General features: G+C 60.2%; 23 protein-coding genes and 1 pseudogene. 13 read left to right on the forward strand and 11 right to left on the reverse strand.

The window, feature by feature from the left end; genetic code table 11:
* Window positions 1-14: 14 nt before the first annotated feature.
* Window positions 15-287 (forward strand): CopG family ribbon-helix-helix protein, encoded by a 273-nt coding sequence (locus BMZ23_RS08060; RefSeq protein ID WP_017940300.1) that lies wholly within the window; start codon window positions 15-17, stop codon window positions 285-287.
* Window positions 275-568, forward strand: a complete 294-nt coding sequence (locus BMZ23_RS08065) for a type II toxin-antitoxin system RelE/ParE family toxin (RefSeq protein WP_010953434.1) — start codon at window positions 275-277, stop codon at window positions 566-568. The genes BMZ23_RS08060 and BMZ23_RS08065 overlap by 13 nt, the downstream gene beginning before the upstream one ends.
* Here the strand turns inward: BMZ23_RS08065 and BMZ23_RS08070 are convergent.
* The 6 genes from BMZ23_RS08070 to BMZ23_RS08095 form a co-directional block, all read right to left on the reverse strand.
* A complete protein-coding gene (locus tag BMZ23_RS08070) occupies window positions 562-1971 on the reverse strand; it encodes a tyrosine-type recombinase/integrase (protein ID WP_093475213.1) in 1410 nt (469 codons plus the stop codon). The two genes, BMZ23_RS08065 and BMZ23_RS08070, sit on opposite strands and share 7 nt — an antisense overlap.
* A gap of 434 nt (window positions 1972-2405) precedes the next feature.
* Window positions 2406-2837, reverse strand: coding sequence for a plasmid pRiA4b ORF-3 family protein (locus BMZ23_RS08075; protein ID WP_093475216.1), 432 nt, complete (start codon window positions 2835-2837; stop codon window positions 2406-2408).
* Between the two features lie 36 nt (window positions 2838-2873).
* A complete protein-coding gene (locus tag BMZ23_RS08080) occupies window positions 2874-4175 on the reverse strand; it encodes a HipA domain-containing protein (protein WP_093475220.1) in 1302 nt (433 codons plus the stop codon).
* A 24-nt stretch (window positions 4176-4199) separates the two neighbouring features.
* Window positions 4200-4478: a helix-turn-helix domain-containing protein gene (locus BMZ23_RS08085; protein WP_093475533.1), complete on the reverse strand. Its 279-nt coding sequence runs from the start codon at window positions 4476-4478 to the stop codon at window positions 4200-4202.
* A gap of 425 nt (window positions 4479-4903) precedes the next feature.
* Window positions 4904-5206 (reverse strand): addiction module antidote protein, encoded by a 303-nt coding sequence (locus BMZ23_RS08090; protein WP_093475223.1) that lies wholly within the window; start codon window positions 5204-5206, stop codon window positions 4904-4906.
* 3 nt (window positions 5207-5209) lie between these two features.
* The gene (locus BMZ23_RS08095; protein ID WP_342707831.1) at window positions 5210-5566 is read right to left on the reverse strand and encodes a type II toxin-antitoxin system RelE/ParE family toxin; all 357 of its coding nucleotides are present in this window, start codon (window positions 5564-5566) and stop codon (window positions 5210-5212) included.
* Between the two features lie 148 nt (window positions 5567-5714).
* On the opposite strand from BMZ23_RS08095, the gene BMZ23_RS08100 reads away from it, so the two are divergent.
* The 6 genes from BMZ23_RS08100 to queC all read left to right on the forward strand — a co-directional run bounded on the left by BMZ23_RS08100 (window position 5715) and on the right by queC (window position 10145).
* Window positions 5715-5987, forward strand: a complete 273-nt coding sequence (locus BMZ23_RS08100) for a CopG family ribbon-helix-helix protein (protein ID WP_093475229.1) — start codon at window positions 5715-5717, stop codon at window positions 5985-5987.
* A complete protein-coding gene (locus BMZ23_RS08105; RefSeq protein ID WP_093475232.1) occupies window positions 5975-6268 on the forward strand; it encodes a type II toxin-antitoxin system RelE/ParE family toxin in 294 nt (97 codons plus the stop codon). Before BMZ23_RS08100 ends, BMZ23_RS08105 begins: the two co-directional genes overlap by 13 nt.
* Window positions 6269-6478: 210 nt before the next feature.
* Window positions 6479-8602, forward strand: coding sequence for a TonB-dependent receptor family protein (locus BMZ23_RS08110; protein WP_093475235.1), 2124 nt, complete (start codon window positions 6479-6481; stop codon window positions 8600-8602).
* Window positions 8603-8621: 19 nt separating this feature from the next.
* A complete protein-coding gene (locus BMZ23_RS08115) occupies window positions 8622-9116 on the forward strand; it encodes a M48 metallopeptidase family protein (protein WP_093475238.1) in 495 nt (164 codons plus the stop codon).
* Between the two features lie 136 nt (window positions 9117-9252).
* Entirely contained in the window at window positions 9253-9471 is a 219-nt protein-coding gene (locus tag BMZ23_RS08120; protein WP_093475241.1) for a hypothetical protein, read from the forward strand.
* On the forward strand, window positions 9468-10145 hold the full coding sequence (gene queC, locus BMZ23_RS08125; RefSeq protein WP_093475244.1) for a 7-cyano-7-deazaguanine synthase QueC: 678 nt from the start codon (window positions 9468-9470) through the stop codon (window positions 10143-10145). The genes BMZ23_RS08120 and queC overlap by 4 nt, the downstream gene beginning before the upstream one ends.
* A 9-nt stretch (window positions 10146-10154) precedes the next feature.
* Here the strand turns inward: queC and BMZ23_RS08130 are convergent, their stop codons facing one another.
* Both BMZ23_RS08130 and BMZ23_RS08135 read right to left on the reverse strand, forming a co-directional pair.
* The gene (locus BMZ23_RS08130; RefSeq protein WP_093475247.1) at window positions 10155-11426 is read right to left on the reverse strand and encodes a Y-family DNA polymerase; all 1272 of its coding nucleotides are present in this window, start codon (window positions 11424-11426) and stop codon (window positions 10155-10157) included.
* On the reverse strand, window positions 11423-11872 hold the full coding sequence (locus BMZ23_RS08135; RefSeq protein WP_093475250.1) for a LexA family protein: 450 nt from the start codon (window positions 11870-11872) through the stop codon (window positions 11423-11425). Before BMZ23_RS08135 ends, BMZ23_RS08130 begins: the two co-directional genes overlap by 4 nt.
* A gap of 138 nt (window positions 11873-12010) precedes the next feature.
* On the opposite strand from BMZ23_RS08135, the gene BMZ23_RS08140 reads away from it, so the two are divergent.
* Window positions 12011-12961, forward strand: coding sequence for a sensor domain-containing diguanylate cyclase (locus BMZ23_RS08140; RefSeq protein ID WP_093475253.1), 951 nt, complete (start codon window positions 12011-12013; stop codon window positions 12959-12961).
* Between the two features lie 217 nt (window positions 12962-13178).
* On the opposite strand, the gene pabB is transcribed toward BMZ23_RS08140, so the two are convergent.
* The 3 genes and pseudogenes from pabB to rloB form a co-directional block, all read right to left on the reverse strand.
* A complete protein-coding gene (gene pabB / locus BMZ23_RS08145; RefSeq protein WP_245748162.1) occupies window positions 13179-14540 on the reverse strand; it encodes an aminodeoxychorismate synthase component I in 1362 nt (453 codons plus the stop codon).
* Window positions 14541-14628: 88 nt separating this feature from the next.
* Window positions 14629-15591 (reverse strand): annotated as a pseudogene (locus tag BMZ23_RS08150) (alpha-L-glutamate ligase-like protein); the annotation flags it as partial.
* 10 nt (window positions 15592-15601) lie between these two features.
* Entirely contained in the window at window positions 15602-17131 is a 1530-nt protein-coding gene (gene rloB, locus BMZ23_RS08155; protein ID WP_093475262.1) for an osmotic stress tolerance membrane protein RloB, read from the reverse strand.
* 220 nt (window positions 17132-17351) lie between these two features.
* Here rloB and BMZ23_RS08160 point away from each other — a divergent pair, with 220 nt between their 5' ends.
* The 4 genes from BMZ23_RS08160 to acnD are packed head-to-tail and all read left to right on the forward strand — an operon-like array spanning window position 17352 to window position 22749.
* Complete coding sequence (locus tag BMZ23_RS08160; protein WP_093475265.1) at window positions 17352-18077, forward strand: GntR family transcriptional regulator; 726 nt, start codon at window positions 17352-17354, stop codon at window positions 18075-18077.
* Window positions 18074-18955 (forward strand): methylisocitrate lyase, encoded by an 882-nt coding sequence (gene prpB, locus BMZ23_RS08165; RefSeq protein WP_093475269.1) that lies wholly within the window; start codon window positions 18074-18076, stop codon window positions 18953-18955. Before BMZ23_RS08160 ends, prpB begins: the two co-directional genes overlap by 4 nt.
* Before the next feature lie 26 nt (window positions 18956-18981).
* Window positions 18982-20139: a bifunctional 2-methylcitrate synthase/citrate synthase gene (gene prpC / locus BMZ23_RS08170; RefSeq protein ID WP_093475276.1), complete on the forward strand. Its 1158-nt coding sequence runs from the start codon at window positions 18982-18984 to the stop codon at window positions 20137-20139.
* Window positions 20140-22749 (forward strand): Fe/S-dependent 2-methylisocitrate dehydratase AcnD, encoded by a 2610-nt coding sequence (gene acnD / locus BMZ23_RS08175; protein WP_093475279.1) that lies wholly within the window; start codon window positions 20140-20142, stop codon window positions 22747-22749.
* Window positions 22750-22783: the final 34 nt, after the last annotated feature.

Consider the following 22783-nt stretch of genomic DNA (forward strand, 5'->3'; position numbering starts at 1 on the left):
ACGGAGGGCTGACCATGGCCACTTCCATCAAAATTGACGACGATCTGAAAGGTCGCATTCAGCATTTGGCTGGTTTGCGGCAGCGCTCATCTCACTGGATCATGCGTGAGGCGATCACCCAGTACGTAGAGCGTGAGGAGGCCCGTGAGAGCTTCAAACAAGAAGCGCTGGCATCTTGGGCTGCATACCAGGAAACCGGCCAGCACTTGACCGGCCAGGAGGCTCGCACCTGGCTTGGTAGTTGGGGTACAGATGCTGAGGCAGAGTTGCCCAAGTGCCACGACTGATCGTCACGGAAGGCGCGGCGAAGGGCCTGGAGCGTTGCCGGCGATTTCTCTCCGATAAAGATCCGCAGGTTGCGCGCCGTGCTGCACAGGCAATCGAGCGCCAATTCGCTCGATTGGAGGAAAGTCCGGAAGTAGGGCGTCCATTTCCAGATCTGCCAGAGCTGCGTGAGCTCATCATTGAGTTTGGTGACTCAGGTTACGTCGCGTTGTACCGCTATGAGCGCGCAGATGACACCGCCTATGTCTTGGCCTTTCGCCATCAAAAAGAAGCTGGCTACTGAGGCTGGATAGCAGGTACCGGAGTCCCGGCAAGAATCGACTCTAACTTTTCGCCCAACAAGCTCCAGGCTTCGGTTTTTTCCTTGGCGTAATCGTGGTGCAGGTAATGTCGACGTACCTTCGAGCCGCCCAGCAGATGGTTCTGGCAGCGGTCGATGATTTCCAGTGTCACACCCAGCTCCTGCATCATCGTCGCGCCCGTGCGACGCAGGTCATGCGGGGTCCATTCCCCCCTGGTTCCCTTGCTCAGCACAAGTGAATCGTCATGATGCCGGCCGGCCAGTGGCTTGCTGCGGTTTTTGAATCGACACTGGCGGTCTCCGATGAGCTTGCTGACAGTCTTGGTATCAACGTGGCTTTTACCATCCTTGCTGGGGAAGCAGAACGGCGTATCGCCGGTTTCTTTCTGAAGGCGTTTGAACTGAGCAATGGAAAACGCTGACAGGAACACGTGGTGATCCTGGCGCTTGCCTTTGTGGCCCTTGGTGGCTTCTGCCGGAATGAACCAGGTGCCTTTCTCCAGATCCACGTAGCGCCATTCTGCCTTAAGCAGCTCGCCGATTCGGCAGAGAGTGCTCAGGCAGATCCACAGAGCGCACTGGACTCGCGTGTTGACCGGGCGAATGCCTGAATACTTCTGTCCAGCAGGAAGCTCTTCGTAGTCTTTCTCCAGGCGTTCGAGGATGTCACGCAGTTCTCGAATCTCGTCAGGCGAGAGCAGTCGATCCCGCTGCTCTTCGTAGTCATGGTCGAGCAACTTATTCACGTCTATCAGGTCGGCTGGATTGCCGTCAGCCATCAGGCCACGCCATGGTTTGCGTTTCTCGGCCCAGCGCAGCATCTGGCCGATGTCCTTGCTGCGGATGACGACGGTGCGATTTAGGCCGCGAGATTTGACTGAGCGCAGGACAGCGAGGAGATCCTTTTCAGTAAGGTTGCGCAGCGGCTTCTTGCCAATCAGTGGCAGGACGTCCTTCTTGAAGCTGCGGATCAGTTCGGCATTGCCGTCCTGGCGGGAGACACCGTCGCGTATCCACTCATCAAACAGATCGGCCACTGTCTTGTTTTCTGCGGCTTCACGCTCTGCTTCAGCAATAGTGGTGGCGATTGCCGCTTGTGCTTCGATCCGTGCAGCTTTGGCGGCAAGGGTAGGGTGCAGGCCTTTGGTGACGAGTACCCGGGCCTCGTCGCGCTCAGACCGAATTTGCGCCAAGCTTTTCTTCGGCCAGCTACCCAAGCGCTTCCTGGTTCGCGCTCCATCCAGCTTGAATTCATAGCTGAACTGAACTGTGATTCCGCGAACCCCGGCGCGCACCTCGGCAACCAATCCTCCATCCTCACGGAAGACCTTGCCGTCATCTTGGGCTGTCAGTGCCTCTAATTGCTTAATCGTTACCTTGGACACTCTCTACCCCTAGTACAATTCCTTGCGCCCGAATTTTGTGCCACTTTTGTGCCACCGAATTGCATAGCTGGTGGTGGACGGTATTGGACGCTGCCGGATGCAATATTAGCCTGCAAGCCCCGTATTTACTAGGTTTAAGCCTGTCCAATAGTGTTTGGTAGGATCTATGGAAATCCACCAAATAAGCGCATGGGGTGCAAGGGGTCGAGTGTTCGAATCACTCCGTCCCGACCAAATAACTCCAGAAAATCCAGTCACTTTGTGGTGGCTGGATTTTTTTATGGGTGATGGTTTTGGGTGGTTTGAAGGGAATGGCTTTCTGGTAATAAAAACTGAGCTTAAGGTCTCATGCTCGTGGTACAGGTGAATAGCCAGAGTCCGTCTGGCCTTTGCCTGATTCAGAGGTGCAGCCGTTATTCGATCCCTCGCTTGTTTCAACCCCAAAGATTATTGCAGATACGCTGCGCTGCAGCGGTCGCGGCTCTGCAGTCAAACTGCGCTGGATCAAAGTGACCGCCGGCCCAAGCCAGCGCCTCCTGGCCTTCTTCACTGTCCGGCTGGGCAATCACCTGCAGAAAGTCCAGATACCCCGGCACGCCACCCACATCCTCCGGTGGACACGCACCAGCACCATCCAGTACCTCGCACCAGGTGCCGGAAGCATTGCCCGGCTCCTGTGCTTCCAGTGCAATCACGTGTTGCCAGCTGTCGCCAAAGTCATAGGTGTAGCGCACACGATCAACATGCTTGAACGCTTTTGTCAGTTCGCTAACAAATCTCGCTTGGCCATTGACAGCAAGGCTCTGCGACAGCGATCTTGTGTCTGAGTTGTAAGTTGCATTGCCGCCGATAGCTGCAATAGCCATGCGAGGAAATGCTACTCGGCAGTTGTCGTCTGGATATCAGGAAAGCTGTTTGCACATTTCGGCAATCACGATGCTGACGATAGTTCTCAGGCAACGCGTTTCACCTGCAAGAGTTGCTTGGAGATTTGGCTGCTTCTGCGCCAGTTCCTGATTGTCGCGGACGACTTGTTCAAGCAACTGATTCGCAGTGGCCTGGATCCCCGATGTCATTTTGTCGATTGATGCCAGTGCTGCGCTGGCTTTTATACCCATGGCCTCGGCAGCGGCAATGAGATTTTTGCGATTGAGGTGCGTAATCCGGTCCTCTTCTCCTACTGGCCAGGCCATTCTGACCTGTTCTGGCCAGCCATTCTGGTCAAACGCACGAGTGGTATACACCGCGGTACTCAGCAGGTCGTAAAAGGGGGAAAGGTTTACTCCCTTGGCCGTGACCAAGAAGCTGAGGTTTTTCAGGTGGGCGTCGCCGTTGCCCACCAAGATGTTGAACACTAGCCAGCGGAATAGCTCGAGGCGAGCTTTTGCCGGAATGTTGCACATCTTGCTGATATCCAGCAGGCGCTGCACGCTGCCTTGATCGTACTTGTAGGCTCGGTCGAGTCCAAGCAATTGGCAGGCATCAATGCAATGCAGACGCTCCCAGCCTCTTGGTGTTTGCCGCCTATCGAAACGGGAGATGAGGTAGACCGGTTGTGGAATATACCTGCGAGTGACTTCTGGAACTTGAAGGCCCATTCTTTTTGCCAGAGTCATGACAAACCACTCGTTAATCACCGAATGTGCGTAGGTCAAGTCTGGGTGGTCAGGCTTAAGGATATGGGTCGAGGGCATGTTGCCGGTGGGCTCTAGCAGTCGCTCTCCGTCTAAGATGATGGCCATCTTGTGCTGAGCGCCTGCCAGCGACATGCGCTTGGCAGCTTGCTCGGCTAAAGATACGCGTGGCATATCGCGAATGCGTTGCGAAAGTACTTCATCAGGTAGTGCCCGAAGTTCACCTGGTGTGGGTTGCTGCTCTGGTGGAAGGAGGGTGATAGAGCCCGCCGATTCAGCTCCGAATTGGGTAAGCAAGCCAAAGGCGTCGGCTACAGATGTATGCGCAGCTCGAGCGATCAACTGTCGCTGGCCTTCCTCAGGCAGCAGGTTGTCGAAGTACCACTGTACTGGACGCAACGAGGCGCCATCCATGTGCGGCTCATTCTGCAGGGGCAGGTTAGGGCAAAGAGGGTAGGCACCCGGTTGGCTTAGCCATTGCTGGGTGTAGGCGAAGCTCCAAAGCCCGTTCTGTTCGGATAAGGTGCCGATCAGTGTGTGGTTGATCCAGACGTTTAATTGGCGATCCATTGCAGTTTTCTATCTCTGGGCAGATTACTGTTGTTCAGATTTTTCGAGAAGCCTTTCCAGATTCTGTCGAGTTTGTTCCGCGACCTCATCCGGAACATCAACGTAGACTTGAAGTCCCAGCTCCCGCATGACCTGGAAAAGCTTTCCCCAGTGAACAGACTCGCCGCCACGCTCCACTTTGCCGAGGAAGTTCTCGGACACGCCGATGCTGCCCGCGGCATCGTCCTGGCGCATGTCCATGGCCTTGCGGCTTGAGCGAATTACCATGCCAATTTTTTCCGGTGTGTCGATCTGAAACTGCATGCCTAAATCCTCATGAACGAGCGGATTATGTTGCCGCAAGTTTATTCTAGCCATAAATCCTCATGATCGTGAGGATTAATGATGGTGGACCATCGATTGTATCAAAAACCTCACGATCTTGAGGATTTCTATCAATTCAGTTGGGCGCATAAGAAAATCCACTTTCCGCTGTTCAGCGTGGATCGGTGGTTTGTGGCGCAGCAGATAGTGCATGTAGTGGTCAACTGATTCCGGACACGGATTAAAGCCAGACGCTGATAGCCCGTTGCCGGCACTCACTCAGTTTTCAGGTTTCGGAACAGGCGTGTTGTACTGGCAGTTACCTCGGAGGCTGATGCTCTGCACCATGCGGTGTCTGCAGCACAGAAAAACTCGTAGCTTGAGCTACTGCGCCAACTATCCTGACACCGGGAGCGGTTGCTGGGTCAAACTGCGGCATCCTTGGGAACGACCACCAGTTTGACGCCCAGTGCGCCAAGTACGCGGCTAATGGTGTCAAAGCGTGGGCTTGCGCCGTTGCGCAGGGCCTTGTAAAGCGATTCACGGCCAATGCCGGCATCCTTGGCTATCTGTGTCATGCCGCGTGCTTTGGCGATGTCGCCCACGGCGCTGGCCAGCAAAGCGTCATCATTCTCTTCGAGGATGGCGTTCAGGTAGGCGGCAATGGCTTCTTCGCTGTCGAGGTAGTCGGCAGCATCGAAGGTGGCCAGTTCTGCAATTTTTGGCATGGTTCAGTCCTCCAGTTTTTTGGACAGTGCGATGGCTTTGTTTATATCGCGGCTCTGTCTGGACTTGCCGCCACCGCCCAGCATGACAATCAGGTGTTCGCCTCGCTGTATAAAGTACATTCGCCAGCCTGTACCGAAGTGCTCGCGCATTTCACTGACGCCTTCACCTACTGGTTTGACGTCTCCCAGGTTGCCCAAGGCTGCCTTTTTCAGGCGAACTATCAATCGTGCCTTGACTGTCTGGTCTTTCAGGTTGCTCAGCCATTTGTCAAATTCTGGCAGGCGTTTGATTTCTATATGCACTGGCAGTCCTTGCTTGTTGCGTGCATGAATTGTATTCTTTCGAATACAATCGAGCAAGCGCCCGTTCGCTTCTGTTACTGGCTGTCAATGGCCATGGTCAGGCTGGCTGGTGGCCGCGTGCGGCAGGCTATTTCAATATTGGACAGTTTTACATCTGGCTGCTAGGGTATCTAAAGGTATTACCTTTAGATAATTGGGGTGAATAATGGCTACCTCCATCAAGATTGATGACGAGCTTAAAGGCCGAATCCAGCAGCTGGCTGACCAGCGTCAGCGTTCGTCTCACTGGATTATGCGAGAAGCAATCATTCAGTATGTCGAGCGTGAAGAGGCGCGTGAAAGCTTTAAGCAGGAAGCACTTGCATCCTGGTCTGCTTATCAGGAAACCGGCAGGCATTTGACTGGCGAAGAGGCGCGTACCTGGCTTGATAGCTGGGGAACTGATGGGCAGGGAGAGCTTCCCAAGTGCCACGACTGATTGTCACTGAGGGCGCAGCTAAAGGTTTGGAGCGGTGCCGGCGATTCCTTGCCGATAAAGATCCGCAGGTGGCACGGCGTGCTGCGCAGGCAATCAAACGCCAATTCGCCTGTTTGGAAGAAAGCCCGGAAATAGGGCGTCCATTCCCAGATTTGCCGGAGCTGAGAGAACTCATCATTGAGTTTGGTGACTCAGGGTATGTCGCGCTTTACCGATATGAACGCTCGAATGACACGGCCTACTTGTTGGCCTTTCGTCATCAAAAAGAAGCTGGTTACTGAGTCCAGGCTGGTTGAGGCTTTGGATAAGCTGCTGGCAGGTAAACGCCAGCTGACTGTGCGCCACATCCGTGAGCTCTCGGATCGACTTGGCATTCCGGCGGATGTGTTTTTTGGGCGCGCTTTGCCGTGGCTAAACCAGTAAAATGCCGCGAGTTCTGTTCGCCGCACGCCCATGCCGGCGCCTTGTTCAATTGTTGCTGGAGTCCTCGCATGTCCCACCTGGTTACCCCGCCTGGCCGCATTGCGCCGTTGTTCCTGGCCTGCCTGTTGGCGTCTGCGGCATTGCACGCAGAGGATGCGGCTCAACTGGACTCCATTACCGTCTCGGGCGAGAAATATGATGCGGTTGCAAGCGCGCGTGCAGCGCTGAGCGAGGTGCCGGGTGGCACCAATGTGGTGGATATGCGGCAGGTCGAGCAGGGGCGGGTGGCCGGTGTGGCCGATGTGCTGGCCTTTCAGCCGGGTGTGTATGCCCAGTCGCCGGGTAACGAAGGCGTCAAGATCAGTATCCGTGGCTCGGGTATCAATCGTGGCCCCGGGGCGCATGCGTCGGGCAATCATATCCTGCTTGATGGCTTGCCGCTGACAGGCTCGGGCGGTACCCCCTATGAGTTGCTGGAGCCGCTGTGGCTCAGTCGTGTCGAGGTGCTGCGGGGTGCCAACGGCTTTGCGCGCGGCGCACTGGCGCTGGGTGGGGCGGTGGATTACATCACCCGCAGCGGGTTTGATGCGCCGCGTTTGCAGGTGCGCATGGAGGCCGGCAGTGATGGTTATCTGAAGCGCCATCTGGCTTCCGGCCAGGTTGTCGGTGATCTGGATTATTACGTTGGCATCACCGACCTGCACTACGACGGTCAGCAGGATCACGCCGCCGGCAGTGCCAAGGGCGTGGTTGCCAATCTAGGCCTGCAGCTGACAGCGGACCTGGAGACCCGTTTCTTCCTGCGTTACCGCGAAACCGAACACAAGACGCCGGGCCGCCTGACCCAGTCGCAGATCGACGACGATCCGACCCAGGCCAATGCCGGGAATGTTGCACGCAATGCCCGGCGCGAGCAGCCGGGCAGCACCTGGCTGGCCAACAAGACCACACTGCGGCTGGATGACGTCAGTTCGCTGGAGTTGGGGCTGGTCTATCACCACTACCCGATGGACCTGATGGAAAGCCCGTATCGCATTCGGGTGGATTACAGCGACATCAGCGCAACCCTGAATTACCGGCGCGAGCACACGCTGTTTGGGCTGAATTCGAACACCGTGATTGGCTGGCGCATTACCGCCAACCTGCCGAGCAGTGATTCGCAGGAGTCCGCCTACCAGCCGCTGAATGCCAGCGGCACCCTCTATCCGGTCGGCACAGTGACGCGCGAGTACAGTCATCAGGGTTCGGATAACGTGCTGCATCTGGGCAACGAACTGCAGCTGGCCCCCAGGCTGTGGCTGACCAGCGGACTGGCGCTGATCTACACCCAGCGTGAGGTCGAGGTCACCCGACCTGAGACCAATCAGAAGCTCAGCGAAGGCACCTGGGATTACGCGCCGCGGCTGGGCCTGCGTTACCGGCTGGAGTCCGGCACCGAGCTCTACGGCAACCTGTCGCGCTCGGTTGAGCCGCCGCACCCGTGGTCGATGATCTGGGGTTCGCCGACGCGCTTCCCGGTCAGCAATCAGCCCTGGAGCAACCGTCAAAGCACGCCGGTCAGTCTGGACAACCAGACCGCCACCACCCTTGAACTGGGTGCGCGGGGCGATTCTGTGCTGGGGCAGTGGGATCTGGCGTGGTACTACTCACGGGTCAACCACGAGCTGCTGACCATCGAGATCGAGCCGGCTATCTTTGCCGAGTCCAACGCCAGTGCCACCGTGCATCAGGGTATCGAGGCCGGGCTCACCAGCACCCTCTGGCAGGGTGACAAACTGGGTGCGCTGACGCTGCGCCAGGCCTATACGTTCAGCGATTTCCATTACCGTGATGACGACGCCTTTGGCAGCAATGCGTTGCCCGGTTTGCCGCGCCATTACTATCAGGGCGAGCTGCGTTATCAGCACCCGGCAGGCGTTTATCTTGGGTTGAGCACCCAACATGCGTCAAAGGTGCCAGTTGATTACGCCAACTCCTGGAATGCCGACGCTTACACCACCTTTGGCGCGATTCTCGGTTATGACGCGCCGAAGCAGGATTGGCAGGCGTGGCTGGAGCTACGCAACCTCACCGATGAGCGCTACGCCGCAACAGTGACCCCCGGGTTCAACGATAACGGCCTAGAAGCGCCGCGCTTGACGCCCGGTGAAGGCTTTGGCGTATACACGGGCTTTTCCTGGAGCTGGCTGTAACGGCGGGTTGACGGTTTCAGTGAGCGTACTCAAATACCTCAGCGGTTACAGCGCGGATCTGCAAAGTCAGGTGCAGAGGCTGATCGACACCAATCAGCTTGGCCTCTGGCTGGAGCAGCGCTATCCGCCACAGCCCCGGCATTTGATTCAGACTGACGCGGCCCTGTACGACTATACCCAGCGCCTCAAGCAAAGGTTCATGCGCAGCAGCGATCCGCTCAGCAAGGTGTACTTTGATACGCGCATGCACGTTATCGACAACGCCCTGGGTCAGCACCAGTTTGTCAGCCGTGTGCAAGGCAGCAAGCTCAAGCGCAAGAACGAAATCAAGGTCTCTGCCCTGTTCAAACGCTTGCCCGAACCGCTGCTGCGTATGGTCGTGGTGCATGAGCTGGCGCACCTGCGCGAGAAGGAGCACAACAGGGCCTTCTATCAGCTGTGCCAGCACATGGAGCCGGACTATCACCAGCTGGAGCTGGATTTGCGTTTGTTTTTGACGGCAGGGGGCCTGTGATCTGGCCCATCCAGCCCGATAGGCGCTGACAGCTGTTCCGGTTAGCCGGTTGCAGTTTTACAGCAGTACTGGAAATAGGGTAGAACCCGGACATCCTTCAATCATCCCGCCATTTTCAGTTATTGAGGCCTGGTTTGTGACGCCCGAACACCTGAACGATGACCTTTCGCAGCGCGCCATCATGCATGGCGCCAGTTTGCCGTGGATTGCCGGCCAGCACGACCGGCTGTTGTTCGAGGATGCCCATGAGTGCGACTGGGTAAAGGCTGTAGCGGCAGGCGTGTGTCTGTGGCTGAACGAGGCGCAGCCTGATTCGGGGATTCTGCCAAAACAAGTCGGAGAGGCCTTGCCATGAAAAAAGCCGTTTGCCTGCTCAGCGGCGGGCTGGATTCGACCACCACGTTGGCCATCGCCCAGGCCGAGGGCTTTGATGTGCATGCGATGAGTTTTCGCTATGGGCAGCGGCACTCGGTCGAGCTGGATCGGGCTTCGGCCTTTGCCCGGCAGCGCGGTGTGGCCGAGCACATCATTGTCGACTTCGACCTGCGACTGATTGGTGGTTCGGCGCTGACCGCCGATATCCAGGTGCCCAAACATGACAGTGCCGATGGCATGGGCACGGACATTCCGGTCACCTATGTGCCGGCGCGCAATACCATCTTTCTCAGTTTTGCGCTGGGCTGGGCCGAGGTGCTGGGGGCCGAGGATATCTTTATCGGGGTGAATGCGCTGGATTACAGCGGTTACCCGGATTGCCGGCCGGAATACATTGCGACCTTTGAAACCCTCGGCAATCTGGCTACCCGGGCGGGTGTCGAGGGTCGGCAGAATCTGCGTATTCATGCGCCGCTGATGCAGATGAGCAAGGCGCAGATTATCTGTCGCGGCCTGGAGCTGGGTGTGGATTTTGCCCAGACCAGCAGTTGCTATGATCCGGGCGCCGATGGCCGGCCCTGTGCCCGCTGTGATTCCTGCCTGCTGCGCGCCCGGGGGTTCGAGGCGCTGGGGCTGACTGATCCGCTGTTGTAGCGCCTGCCGCTATCCAGCCTTTACCACCATCAGTTGATCAATCCGTGTGCTGTAGGCCGGGCTCAGCAGCTGGCGCTGCATGTGCCAGCTGGCCGTGGCCGGGACCCGTGCGGGGCGGATACAGCCTTTGCCCCAGCGCTGGTTGATGCGGTCCATGGTCTGCATCAGGCGTTCGCTGCTGGCCGGTTGCGAGGGCGCGAACAGGTCCGGGGTGTACTGGTTGCGCTGGCACAGGTCGAGCAGCAGTATGCTGGCCTTGGCATAGGCCAGTCCGGGGCGATAAATCTGCCGCAACCCTTCGGTGGCGGCCGCCACCAGTACCCGGGTGTCGTCGGTCGGGCAGGGTAGCTGGCAGACCAGGCTGCGGGCGCTGCGGGTTTCCTGCGGGTTGAACATGCCGGTGCGGATGCCGACCTGCAGCAGGCGGCAAAGCGACTGCTGGCTGCGCAGTTTTTCCGCGGCGCGGCTGGCGAAGCTGGCTACCGCCTGCTGCAGCTGCGCCAGTTCGCTAACCCGGCTGCCAAAACTGCGGCTGCAGCAGATTGCCTGGCGTGGTGGTGTCTCCGGTTGCAGGTCAAGGCAGCTGATACCGCGCAGTTCGCGGGAGGTTTTCTCCAGTACCAGGCTGAAGCGTTTGCGCAGCAGGGCCGGATTGGCCTGGGCCAGATCCCAGGCGCTGCGAATGTGCATGGCCTGCAGTTGTTCATTCAGGCGTCGGCCGACGCCCCACACCTCGGCCACCGGCATGGCTCGCAACAGCTTGTCACGCCGCTCGGGATCGCGGATATCAACCACACCACCGGTCTGGCTCTGCCAGCGCTTGGCGGCGTTGTTGGCCAGTTTGGCCAGGGTCTTGCTGGTGCCGATGCCGATACCCACCGGAATGCCGGTTTTTTGCAGGACATCGGCGCGCAGCGCATGGCCGAGTGAGTCCAGTGGCTCCGGCAGGCCGGTCAGCTCAGCGAAGGCCTCGTCGATCGAATACACCTCGACACGCGGCAGGTGCTGCTCAAGGATGCTCATTACCCGCTCGCTCATGTCGCCATACAGCGCATAGTTGCTGCTGAAGGCGACGATGCCGTGGCGCTTCAGGCTGTCGCGGATCTTGAACCAGGGTTCGCCCATGGGGACATGGGGTTTGGCCTCGCGGCTGCGGGCGATCACACAGCCGTCGTTGTTGCTCAGCACCACAATCGGGGTGCGCGCCAGATCCGGGCGAAACACCCGCTCACAGCTGGCATAGAAGCTGTTGCAGTCGATCAGCGCAAAGCTGCGGTTCATGCCTGGCTCCGGTCACTGCTGGCATACCAGCGGATGCTGTTGCGCACCACACCCCAGATCAGCAGCTCGTCACCTTCCATGATGTAGCGCGGGGCATAGCGCGGGTTCTCCGAGACCAGCACTATCCGGGCCTGGCGCTTCTGCAGGCGCTTGACGAACACCTCGCCATTCACGCAGGCCACCACTATGTCGCCATGCCCGGCCTTGAGCGCCCGGTTCACCACCAGCACGTCACCGTCGTACAGGCCAATGCCGCTCATACTGTCGCCACTGACGCGCACCAGATAGGTGTGTGGCGCCTGTATGCCGAGCAACTCGTCCAGCGAGATGCGCTGCTCCATATGATCCAGCGCCGGACTGGGAAAGCCGGCCGGCACGCAGGTATCGAACCAGCGGATCGGCTGGTCGGAGGGAGCGAGCGGGGCGATGGCGGCGACGTTGGGCATACTGAACCTGCTAATGCTGATTGCATATACAGTAATATGCGCGAGCTAATAGCTCAACTGCTTTTCTGCAAGCTGCTATGCTTCTTCGATCAGGCCGTCGCGCGGGTGGATGGCCGGTAATGGCAGGTGGAGACCTTGATGGATGCTGAACTGCTCGAGGATGTGCTGCCAGAGGCGCACTTGGACAACCATTTCTACCGGGCCGTGCTCGATTCGCTGGAGGAGCAGTTTGCGCTGATCGATGACGAGGGGCGGATAATTTTCGTCAACCGCAGTTGGCAGCTGTTCGCCCAGTGCAACGGTCTGCCTGCGGATTTCGACTGGCTCGGCCACAACTATCTGGCTGTCTGCCAGGCAGCGACCGAACATGGGGATGCCGATGCGCTGGCGGTGGCCAGCGGGTTGGAGGCAGTGTTGACTGGCCGGCTCGAACATTTCCATCATGAGTATCCCTGCCACAGTCCGGGTGAGCAGCGCTGGTTCATCCTGCGCGTGGTGCCGGTGCAGCATCCAGGCAAGCCCTGCTTTGCCATAAGCCATCAGAACATCACCCAGCGCAAGCTGATCGAGCAGGCGGTTGAGCACTCGGCACAGCATGACCCTTTGACCGGATTGGCCAACCGGCGCAGCTTTGATGACTACCTGACCAAGGCCTGGCGGCGAGGCAAGCGGGCAGGCAGTCCGTTGAGTTTGTTAATGGTCGATCTGGACAGTTTCAAACCTTTTAACGACGGTCATGGGCACCTGGATGGTGACCGTGCTCTGGTGCGGGTCGCCGCGGTGTTGCAGCGTTGTGCGCGACGCGATACCGATCTGGCGGCGCGTTACGGCGGCGATGAATTTGTGTTGGTGCTGCGTGATACCGATACCGAAGGGGCCCTGCAGGTCGCCCAGGCAGTTATCGACGGGGTGGCGGCGCTGGCCCTGATGTCAACGGATGGATCGCAGGTCGGTGCCAGCGTCGGTCTGGTATCGCGGGTGCCGGGGAGGGCGATTGACTGTCCGGATCGCCAGACCCTGTTGCGGCTGGCCGATGATGCTCTGTACCAGGTCAAGGACGCAGGCGGCGGTTCGCTAGTCTGCGCCTGAGCTCAGGCGCTTTGACTGAGGCTGGCAACCCGGAGAGGGCAGCGGCGGCCTGGGTCAGGCCAACGTAACCACTGCCGAATACGCTGAGGTTCATGCTTGCCTCGTTATCCCGGTGAATGGGCGGTCGCTGGCTGAGGTTGCCGGCGTTGCAACGAGTGTTCCACGGCTGCGGGGCAGTCCGGTTACGCTTTGATGATAAAACTGTTGCAGGGGCGGGCTAGTGATCGTGGTTTTCCAGCGCCTGCATCAGCACCTGCACCTTGGTCAGGCTTTCCTGGTACTCGGCGTCGGCATCCGAGTCGGCAACTATGCCGCCGCCGCCCCAGACGTGGATGCGTTCTTGCTGGCGGATCAGTGTGCGGATGGTGATGTTCATGTCCATCTGGCCTTCGCAGCCGATGTAGCCGAGGCTGCCGCAGTACAGGCTGCGGCGCACCGGTTCGAGTTCCTCGATAATCTGCATGGCGCGGATTTTCGGGGCGCCGGTGATCGAGCCGCCGGGAAATGCGCCGGCCAGCAGGTCGAAGGCATCCTGTCCGGAGGCCAGTGTGCCGGTGACGCTGCTGACCAGATGGTGCACATTGGGGTAGTGCTCGATGGCGAACAGTTCCGGCACCTGCACGCTGCCGGGCTGGCAGCTGCGTCCCAGGTCATTGCGCAGCAGGTCGACGATCATCAGGTTTTCTGCGCGGTCCTTGCTGCACTGGCGCAGTTCCTCGGCGAGTGCCTGATCCTGCTGCGCGGTGCTGCCACGCGGGCGGGTTCCCTTGATCGGGCGGGTTTCCACCAGGCCGTTGTGCAGGTGCAGGAAGCGCTCCGGCGACAGGCTCAGGATGCTCGCTTCGGGGTAACTGAAGCAGGCCGCGAAGGGCGTCGGGCAGGCCTGGCGCAGGCGCAGCCAGGCGTCCAGTGAGTCGCCGCCGCAGTTGGCACTGAAACGCTGGGTCAGGTTGATCTGGTAGCAGTCGCCGGCCTGGATGTACTGTTGGATGCGCTGGAAAGACTGCTGGTAGTCGGCGCGACTTTGTTCGGCAATAAAACTGCCAGCCAGGCTGAACCGGGCGGGTGCTTCGGCTGGCTGTTGCAGGGCCTGCTGTACCTGTTTCAGCACGTCCTGGCTACAGCGCGGGTGGCTGACCAGCCAGCTACGCTGCAGCTGGTGATCGCTGAGCAGCACCCAGGCATACAGGCCAAAGCGCGCCAGTGGCAGCTGGATGTCGGCGCGGGCCCGGCTGGGCAGGCTTTCCAGCAGGCGACCAAAGTCGTAGGAGAGGAAACCGATCAGACCGGCACCAAAGGGCAGTGGCTGGTCCGGCCAGCGTGCCGGTCCGAGTTCGGCAAGGGCGCTGCGCAGGCGGTCGAACCAGTCGCCGGGATGGCTGTTGTCGCTGGCATCCAGCACCCGCAACGGGGCGGCGCTGACCAGACTGTAGCGTGCCTGTGCCAGGTTGCCGGCGGCGGAGTCCAGCAGCAGCGGCTGGGGCAGATGTCGCAGTTGCAACAGCCACTGGCTGGCATCTGCCTGGTAGGGCAGGGGGTGCAGCCGGTAGCAGGGCGCAGACACAGCGGGTTCAGTCACCCGCGCCGTCCGCAGCGGCGTCCGTGCTGCCATCCGGTTGTTTGGCCTGGGCTTCAGCTTCCTCTGCGTTCAGCAAGGTGGGCTGTTGACCAAAGTGTTTTTGTGTCCAGACAACACGCTGTTCCGGAGTCTCAGCTTCACGGCCGGTCTTCTTCAGCGCGGCCAGATGACGCTCCACCGCATGCAGACGGGTGGTCAGGCCGGCGTCGTTGGCGATCTGGATGTTCAGGCCGGGACGTGCGTTGAGCTCAAGAATCAATGGCCCCAGCTCTTGATCAAGCACCAGATCGACACCGACATAGCCGAGGCCGGACAGCTCGTAACAGGAGGCAGCCAGGTTCATAAAGCCGTTCCAGTCGGGCATCTGCACGCCGTCTACCGGGTTGGTGGTGTCCGGGTGCTTGCTGATTTTCTTGTTCAGCCAGGTGCCTTTGAGGGTCAGGCCGGTGGCCAGATCGACGCCGACGCCGATGGCACCCTGGTGCAGGTTGGCCTTGCCGCCGGACTGGCGGGTCGGCAGGCGCACCATGGCCATCACCGGGTAGCCCATCAGGATGATGATGCGAATATCCGGCACGCCCTCGTAGCTGATGCTTTTGAAGATCGGGTCGGGCTTGACCCGGTATTCGATGATCACGCGGTCGCGGTGGCCGCCCAGCGAGTACAGCCCGGAGAGGATGCTGGAGATATGGTGGCCGATTTCGTCGCGGCTGATGATCTTGCCGGAGACGGTCTTGAACATGCCCTCGAAACGGTCGGCGATGACGATGATGCCGTCACCGCCAGCGCCCTGCGCCGGCTTGATCACGAAGTCCTGGTGGTTGGCGACAATCGCATCGAAGCGGTCAATGTCCTTTTCCGTTTCGATAATACCGTACAGCTCGGGTACATGGATGCCGGCGGCGATGGCGCGTTCCTTGGTGAGGATCTTGTCATCGACCACCGGATACAGGTGGCGCTGGTTGTACTTGAGCACGTAGTCGGCATTACGCCGGTTGATGCCCATGACGCCCTTGGCCTTGAGTGCTTTCCAGGTTTGCCAGAAGAACATGGTGGTTTCCTCAGTCCTTCTGCAACAGCGCCTTGAAGCGCATCAGTTCGGTCAGTCGGTAACCGCGGTAACGTCCCATCGCCAACATGAAGCCAACCAGTACCAGCAGGATCGCCGGGAAAGTGAAGACGAAGTAGGTCAGCTCCGGAATACTCATCAGCATATGCGACAGGGTGGCGGCGATCAGAGTGCCGAGTGCAACCTTGAACGAGTGGCCGCCGCCGCGCTCTTCCCAGGTGATCGACAGGCGCTCGATAGTCATGGTCAGGATCACCATCGGGAACAGCGATACCGACAGCGCGCGTTCCAGCCCCAGCTTGTGGCTGAACAGGGTGATCACCGCGATGATCACTACCACAAAGGTCAGCACGATCGACAAGCGAGGCAGCATCTGCAATTTAAGGTGCTCAAGGTAGGAGCGTAGCGACAGGCCGAGGGCGGTGATCAGGGTGAACAGCACGATACCCCAGCCGACCTGGGTTTCACGGAAGGCCAGGGCAATCAGCACCGGGGTGAAGGTGCCGAGGGTCTGGATGCCAACCAGGTTGCGCAGAACCAGGATCACCAGTACGCCCACCGGGATCATGATCATCACCTGATAAACCTGCTGGGCATGCAGCGGCAGGCCATACAGCGAGTATTCCAGCAGTGCCGAGGCGCGGTTGTCACTGGTCATGCGGGCCAGCCGCAGGGCATTCATTTCACTGTTGTTGATGGTGAAGCTGACGCGTGGCTGGCGGCCACCCTCGATGCTGAACAGCGGCTGGTTGCCGGTCCACCAGACCAGACGGTTGTCGGGCATGCCCTGTTGGCCGGTTTCCGGGTGGAAGTACAGCCATCGCTCGCCATTGTGGCTGCGCAACCAGAGTTCAGGCTCCTGGCCGGTGGAGGCCTCAAGGCGCACGGTGTGAACCAGTTCCAGCGGGATGCGTGCGTTGGACAGCAGGATGTCGATTACCCTTGCCTTGTCCAGCACGGTGCTGCTGCGGCCGAGCAGCAGCTTGACGTTGTCGTCGGTGATGTCGTTGACCCGGCGAATGGTTTCGCTGATGAAGGTTTCAATGTCTGCCGAGTGCTGGCGTATCGGGTTGATCAGCGCCTCGGCGGCTACCTGTTCCGGGCCTTCCAGCGGAATTGGCTGACGTAGCGCGGGGGCTTCCGGGTTCTGCAGGGCGTCGCTGTAGCGTTTGGTCAGTACCAGCCGGTAATACAGCGCCTGTTTGCCCCCGGCACGGCGGGCCGACCAGGTCACCCGGCGGTTGCCCTGCACCTGGTTGATGCTGACGCCGTAATTGTTGGAGATAAAGCTTTCATTGAGGCTGATGAAATCCTGGGTCAGCGGCGGGATGAACATCTGCGCCTTGACCGGCACCCCCTGGGTGGCCTGGAACTCGAAGCGTGCATCCAGGCTCCAGATGTCATCGGTTTCGTCTTCGCGTACCGGAATATCGAGTACGTAGATCTGGTAGCCGGTGATCAGCAGGCCCAGACTGACCAGCAGGGCAATCAGGATTTTCAGGTGCGTATTGATCGATTGCATGTTGCTCTCAATGTGTGAGGGTAGAGCGGTTTGCCGGCCGCGTGCCGGTGACAAATCGTCGCGCATATTAGCATGCCGCTCCAAGCCCACCTAGAGCCCGCGAGTGGCGGCACAGAAAAAGCATAGACCAAGGTCGTGGCTGGTGCATTGTTGACAATCGGTAGGGTTGGCCCCATAGTCTGCCGCATGTTTTCCCGGCTTTATGGAGTCTTTGTAGACAATGCCTGCCGATTCCCCACAGGAAAAGCCCCCGTCACCTGCCACTGCCACCCTTGCCGATGGCGCCTTTGAACGCATTCAGCAGGCGATAGTGCAGGGTGAGCTGGCGCCCGGTACGCGGATCAGCGAGCAGTACCTGTGCAGCACCTTCGGTATTGGTCGCGGGCCGCTGCGCGAGGCGATTCGCCGGCTGGAGGGGCGCCGGCTGGTGGTGCGCACGCCACATGCCGGGGTGCGTGTGGCGTCGCTGAGTCAGGAGGAGCTGATCGAGCTGTACCATGTGCGCGAGGCACTGGAAGGCATGGCCTGCCGGCTGGCGGCACAGAACATGACCGATGCCGAGATTGCCGGGCTGCGCGAGGTGCTGGCGATGCACGAGCAGCACAGCGGGCTGAAAACCAACGAGTCCTATTACCAGCAGGAAGGCGATCTGGATATCCATTACCGGATCATCCAGGGCAGCCGCAATCGTACCCTCAGCGACATGCTCTGTGGTGACCTGTATCACCTGGTGCGCATGTACCGCTACCGCTATTCCACCACCCCCAAGCGGCCGCAGCAGGCGTTCGCCGAACACCACCGAATCATCGAAGCCATCGCCGACCGTGATGGCGAACTGGCGGAAATGCTGATGCGCCGACATATCAGCGTTTCGCGCCGCAACATCGAGCGTCAGATGCGTGAACAGCGCGACGCCACCGCATCCTCAGGAGGGAGCACGCCATGAGCAGCACAGCCGGTCAACGATTCCGTCAGGCCCTTGCCGAAGAAAGCCCGTTGCAGGTGATCGGGGCGATCAATGCCAACCATGCCCTGCTGGCCCAGCGTGCCGGCTTCCGCGCCCTGTATCTGTCCGGAGGTGGCGTGGCTGCCGGCTCGCTGGGGCTGCCGGATCTGGGCATCAATACCCTGGAGGATGTGCTGATTGATGTGCGGCGCATCACCGATGTTTGCGATCTGCCGCTGCTGGTGGATATCGACACCGGCTTTGGCCCGAGTGCCTTCAATATCGAACGCACGGTGAAAAGCCTGATCAAGGCCGGTGCCGCCGCGGCGCATATCGAGGATCAGGTCGGTGCCAAGCGCTGCGGTCACCGCCCTGGCAAGGAAATTGTCTCGACTGGCGAGATGGTCGACCGGGTCAAGGCCGCCGCCGATGCCAAAACCGACCCGGACTTTTTCCTGATTGCGCGGACCGATGCGATCCAGGCCGAGGGTGTGGATGCCGCGATCGAACGCTGCAAGGCCTATGTCGAGGCTGGGGCCGACGGCATCTTTGCCGAGGCGGCCTACGACCTGCCGACCTACCAGCGCTTTGTCTCGGAACTGAATGTGCCGGTGCTGGCGAATATCACTGAATTTGGCGCGACCCCGTTGTTTACCCGCGAGGAGCTGGCCTCGGTGGGCGTGGCTATCCAGCTGTATCCGCTGTCGGCGTTCCGCGCTGCCAACAAGGCGGCGGAAAACGTCTACACCGCGATCCGTAGCCAGGGTCACCAGAAGGATGTGCTGGACAGCATGCAGACCCGCGCCGAGCTGTATGACCGTATTGGCTATCACGCCTTCGAGCAGAAGCTCGATGCGCTGTTTGCCGCCAAGAAATAACAACTGCCTGACAGGAGATGAACGCCATGGGAACCGATAACCAGACACCGACGTTCAAGCCGAAGAAGTCCGTCGCCCTCAGCGGCACCGCCGCCGGCAATACCGCGCTTTGTACCGTGGGGCGCAGCGGCAATGACCTGCATTACCGTGGCTACGACATTCTGGATGTCGCCAACAGCTGTGAGTTCGAGGAAATCGCCCACCTGCTGGTGCACGGCAAGCTGCCGAATGCCGCCGAACTGGCCGGTTACAAGGCCAAACTCAAGGCCCTGCGTGGCCTGCCGGCCGGGGTCAAGGCGGCACTCGAACAGTTGCCGCCGTCGGCGCACCCGATGGATGTGATGCGCAGCGGCGTGTCGGTGCTCGGCTGCCTGCAGCCGGAGAAGGATGACCACAACCATCCGGGCGCCCGCGATATTGCCGACAAGCTGATGGCCAGCCTGGGCTCGATGCTGCTGTACTGGTACCACTTCAGCCACAACGGCCGGCGCATTGATGTGGAAACCGACGACGATTCCATCGGTGGGCATTTCCTGCACCTGCTGCACGGCGAGAAGCCGCGCGAGTCCTGGGTGCGCGCCATGCACACCAGCCTCAACCTGTATGCCGAGCATGAGTTCAACGCCTCGACCTTTACCGGTCGGGTGATTGCCGGTACCGGCTCGGACATCTATTCCTGCATCGCCGGCTCCATCGGTGCGCTGCGCGGACCCAAGCACGGCGGCGCCAACGAGGTGGCCTTCGAGATCCAGAAACGCTACGACAACGCTGATCAGGCCGAGGCGGACATCCGTGAGCGGGTGGCGCGCAAGGAAGTGGTAATCGGTTTCGGCCACCCGGTCTATACCGTCTCCGATCCGCGCAACAAGGTGATCAAGGAGGTGGCCCGCGAGCTGTCGGCCGAGCAGGGCAACATGAAGATGTATGACATTGCCGAGCGGCTGGAAAGCACCATGTGGGAGATCAAGAAAATGTTCCCCAATCTCGACTGGTTCAGTGCAGTCAGCTACCACATGATGGGCGTGCCTACCGCCATGTTCACCCCGCTGTTTGTGATTGCCCGCACCTCGGGCTGGTCCAGCCATGTCATCGAGCAGCGCATCGACGGCAAGATCATCCGCCCCAGTGCCAACTATGTCGGCCCGGAAGATCTGCAGTTCGTCCCGCTGAAGGATCGTAAGTAAATGAATAGCCAATACCGTAAACCGCTTGCCGGCACCGCACTCGACTACTTCGACGCGCCCGCTGCGGTAAATGCCATTGTCCCCGGTGCCTGGGCGCGTCTGCCCTATGTCTCGCGGGTGCTGGCCGAGCAGCTGGTGCGCCGCTGTGATCCGGCCAGTCTGGACGCTTCGCTGCGCCAGCTGATCGAGCGCAAGCGCGATCTGGATTTCCCCTGGTACCCGGCGCGGGTGGTCTGCCATGACATTCTCGGGCAGACCGCGCTGGTCGATCTGGCCGGCCTGCGCGATGCGATTGCCGAGCAGGGCGGGGATCCAGCCAAGGTCAACCCGGTGGTGCCGACCCAGCTGATTGTCGACCATTCGCTGGCAGTGGAATACGCCGGTTTTGATCCGGATGCCTTCGACAAGAACCGTGCGGTGGAGGAACGCCGCAACGAGGACCGCTTCCACTTTATCGAGTGGACCAAGACCGCGTTCAAGAACGTCGATGTGATCCCGGCCGGCAACGGCATCATGCACCAGATCAATCTGGAGAAGATGAGCCCGGTGATCCAGGCGCGGGGTGGTGTGGCCTTCCCGGATACCTGCGTGGGCACCGACAGCCACACCCCGCATGTGGATGCGCTGGGGGTGATTGCCATCGGTGTCGGCGGACTTGAAGCCGAGACGGTGATGCTCGGCCGCGCCTCGATGATGCGTCTGCCGGATATCGTCGGCGTGGAGCTGACCGGCAAGCGCCAGCCGGGTATTACTGCCACCGATATTGTGCTGGCGCTGACCGAGTTCCTGCGCAGCCAGCGGGTGGTTGGTGCCTGGCTGGAGTTTTTTGGCGAGGGCGCCGACAGCCTGTCGATTGGCGATCGCGCGACCATCTCCAACATGTGCCCGGAATACGGCGCCACGGCGGCGATGTTCCATATCGACCAGCAGACCATCGACTACCTGAAACTCACCGGTCGCGAGCCGGAGCAGGTGGCGCTGGTCGAGCAGTATGCGAAAACCCTCGGACTCTGGAGCGATGCGCTGCGCAGCGCCGAGTACGAGCGGGTGCTGAGCTTTGACCTGTCCACTGTGGTGCGCAATATGGCCGGGCCGAGCAACCCGCACAAGCGTCTGCCGACCTCGGCACTGCATGAGCGCGGCATTGCTGACGAGGCCAAGCTGGCGGCTGGCAAGCGGGAAGAGGCAGAGGGACTGATGCCCGACGGGGCGGTGATCATTGCCGCGATTACCAGTTGCACCAACACCTCCAACCCGCGCAACGTGGTCGCCGCCGGCCTGTTGGCGAAGAAGGCCAACCAGCTCGGTTTGCTGCGCAAGCCCTGGGTGAAGACTTCCTTCGCGCCGGGCTCGAAGGTCGCCAAGCTCTATTTGGAAGAGGCCGGGCTGCTCAGTGAGCTGGAACAACTCGGTTTTGGCATCGTTGCCTATGCCTGCACCACCTGCAACGGCATGAGCGGCGCGCTGGACCCGCAGATCCAGCAGGAAATCATCGAGCGCGACCTGTATGCCACCGCGGTGCTGAGTGGTAACCGCAACTTCGATGGCCGTATCCACCCCTACGCCAAGCAGGCCTTCCTGGCTTCGCCACCGCTGGTGGTGGCCTATGCCATCGCCGGCACCGTGCGTTTCGATATCGAGCAGGACGTGCTCGGTCATGACCAGAACGGCAATCCGGTGACGCTCAAGGACCTGTGGCCGAGCGACGAGGAGATCGATGCGATTGTCGCGGCGGCGGTCAAGCCCGAGCAGTTCCGTCAGGTGTATATTCCGATGTTCGATCTGGGCAATGTGCCTGAGGCCGAAAGTCCGCTGTATGACTGGCGTCCGATGAGTACCTATATCCGTCGCCCGCCCTATTGGGAAGGTGCGCTGGCCGGTGAACGCACGCTCAAGGGCATGCGTCCGCTGGCGATTCTGCCGGACAACATCACCACCGATCACCTGTCGCCGTCGAATGCCATTCTGCTGGACAGCGCCGCCGGTGAGTATCTGCACAAGATGGGCCTGCCGGAGGAAGACTTCAATTCCTACGCCACCCACCGAGGTGACCACCTGACTGCACAGCGCGCGACCTTCGCCAACCCGCAGCTGGTCAATGAAATGGCGGTGGTCGACGGGCAGCTGAAGAAGGGCTCGCTGGCGCGGGTCGAGCCGGAGGGGCAGGTGATGCGCATGTGGGAGGCGATTGAAACCTACATGCAGCGCCGACAGAACCTGATCATCATTGCTGGTGCCGACTACGGCCAGGGCAGCTCGCGGGACTGGGCGGCCAAGGGCGTGCGGCTGGCCGGCGTCGAGGTGATCGTTGCTGAAGGCTTCGAGCGCATCCACCGCACCAATCTGGTCGGCATGGGCGTGCTGCCGGTCGAGTTCCTGCCTGGCACCACCCGCCTGACCCTGGGGCTGGACGGCACGGAAACCTACGACGTGATCGGCGAGCGCCAACCGCGCGCGCAACTGACCCTGGTGGTCAACCGGCGTAATGGCGAGCGCCTGGAAGTCCCGGTCACCTGCCGCCTGGACAGCGACGAGGATGTGCTGATCTACGAAGCCGGCGGGGTGCTGCAACGCTTTGCCCAGGATTTCCTGCAGGCATCGTCCAACTGAACCATCACCGGGGCCTGGCGCCCCGGTGTTTTTT

The organism is Halopseudomonas yangmingensis (assembly GCF_900114825.1).
Lineage (GTDB): Bacteria > Pseudomonadota > Gammaproteobacteria > Pseudomonadales > Pseudomonadaceae > Halopseudomonas > Halopseudomonas yangmingensis.

Coding starts and splice junctions, on each gene's coding strand:
- BMZ23_RS08060 (WP_017940300.1), top strand. CDS start 15: ATGGCCACTTCCATCAAAATTGACGACGATCTGAAAGGTCGCATTCAG.
- BMZ23_RS08130 (WP_093475247.1), bottom strand. CDS start 11,426: ATGAACCGCAGCTTTGCGCTGATCGACTGCAACAGCTTCTATGCCAGC.
- BMZ23_RS08110 (WP_093475235.1), top strand. CDS start 6,479: ATGTCCCACCTGGTTACCCCGCCTGGCCGCATTGCGCCGTTGTTCCTG.
- prpC (WP_093475276.1), top strand. CDS start 18,982: ATGGGAACCGATAACCAGACACCGACGTTCAAGCCGAAGAAGTCCGTC.
- BMZ23_RS08090 (WP_093475223.1), bottom strand. CDS start 5,206: ATGCCAAAAATTGCAGAACTGGCCACCTTCGATGCTGCCGACTACCTC.
- BMZ23_RS08160 (WP_093475265.1), top strand. CDS start 17,352: ATGCCTGCCGATTCCCCACAGGAAAAGCCCCCGTCACCTGCCACTGCC.
- acnD (WP_093475279.1), top strand. CDS start 20,140: ATGAATAGCCAATACCGTAAACCGCTTGCCGGCACCGCACTCGACTAC.
- BMZ23_RS08100 (WP_093475229.1), top strand. CDS start 5,715: ATGGCTACCTCCATCAAGATTGATGACGAGCTTAAAGGCCGAATCCAG.
- BMZ23_RS08085 (WP_093475533.1), bottom strand. CDS start 4,478: ATGCAGTTTCAGATCGACACACCGGAAAAAATTGGCATGGTAATTCGC.
- BMZ23_RS08135 (WP_093475250.1), bottom strand. CDS start 11,872: ATGCCCAACGTCGCCGCCATCGCCCCGCTCGCTCCCTCCGACCAGCCG.
- rloB (WP_093475262.1), bottom strand. CDS start 17,131: ATGCAATCGATCAATACGCACCTGAAAATCCTGATTGCCCTGCTGGTC.
- BMZ23_RS08075 (WP_093475216.1), bottom strand. CDS start 2,837: ATGGCTATTGCAGCTATCGGCGGCAATGCAACTTACAACTCAGACACA.
- queC (WP_093475244.1), top strand. CDS start 9,468: ATGAAAAAAGCCGTTTGCCTGCTCAGCGGCGGGCTGGATTCGACCACC.
- BMZ23_RS08140 (WP_093475253.1), top strand. CDS start 12,011: ATGGATGCTGAACTGCTCGAGGATGTGCTGCCAGAGGCGCACTTGGAC.
- prpB (WP_093475269.1), top strand. CDS start 18,074: ATGAGCAGCACAGCCGGTCAACGATTCCGTCAGGCCCTTGCCGAAGAA.
- BMZ23_RS08080 (WP_093475220.1), bottom strand. CDS start 4,175: ATGGATCGCCAATTAAACGTCTGGATCAACCACACACTGATCGGCACC.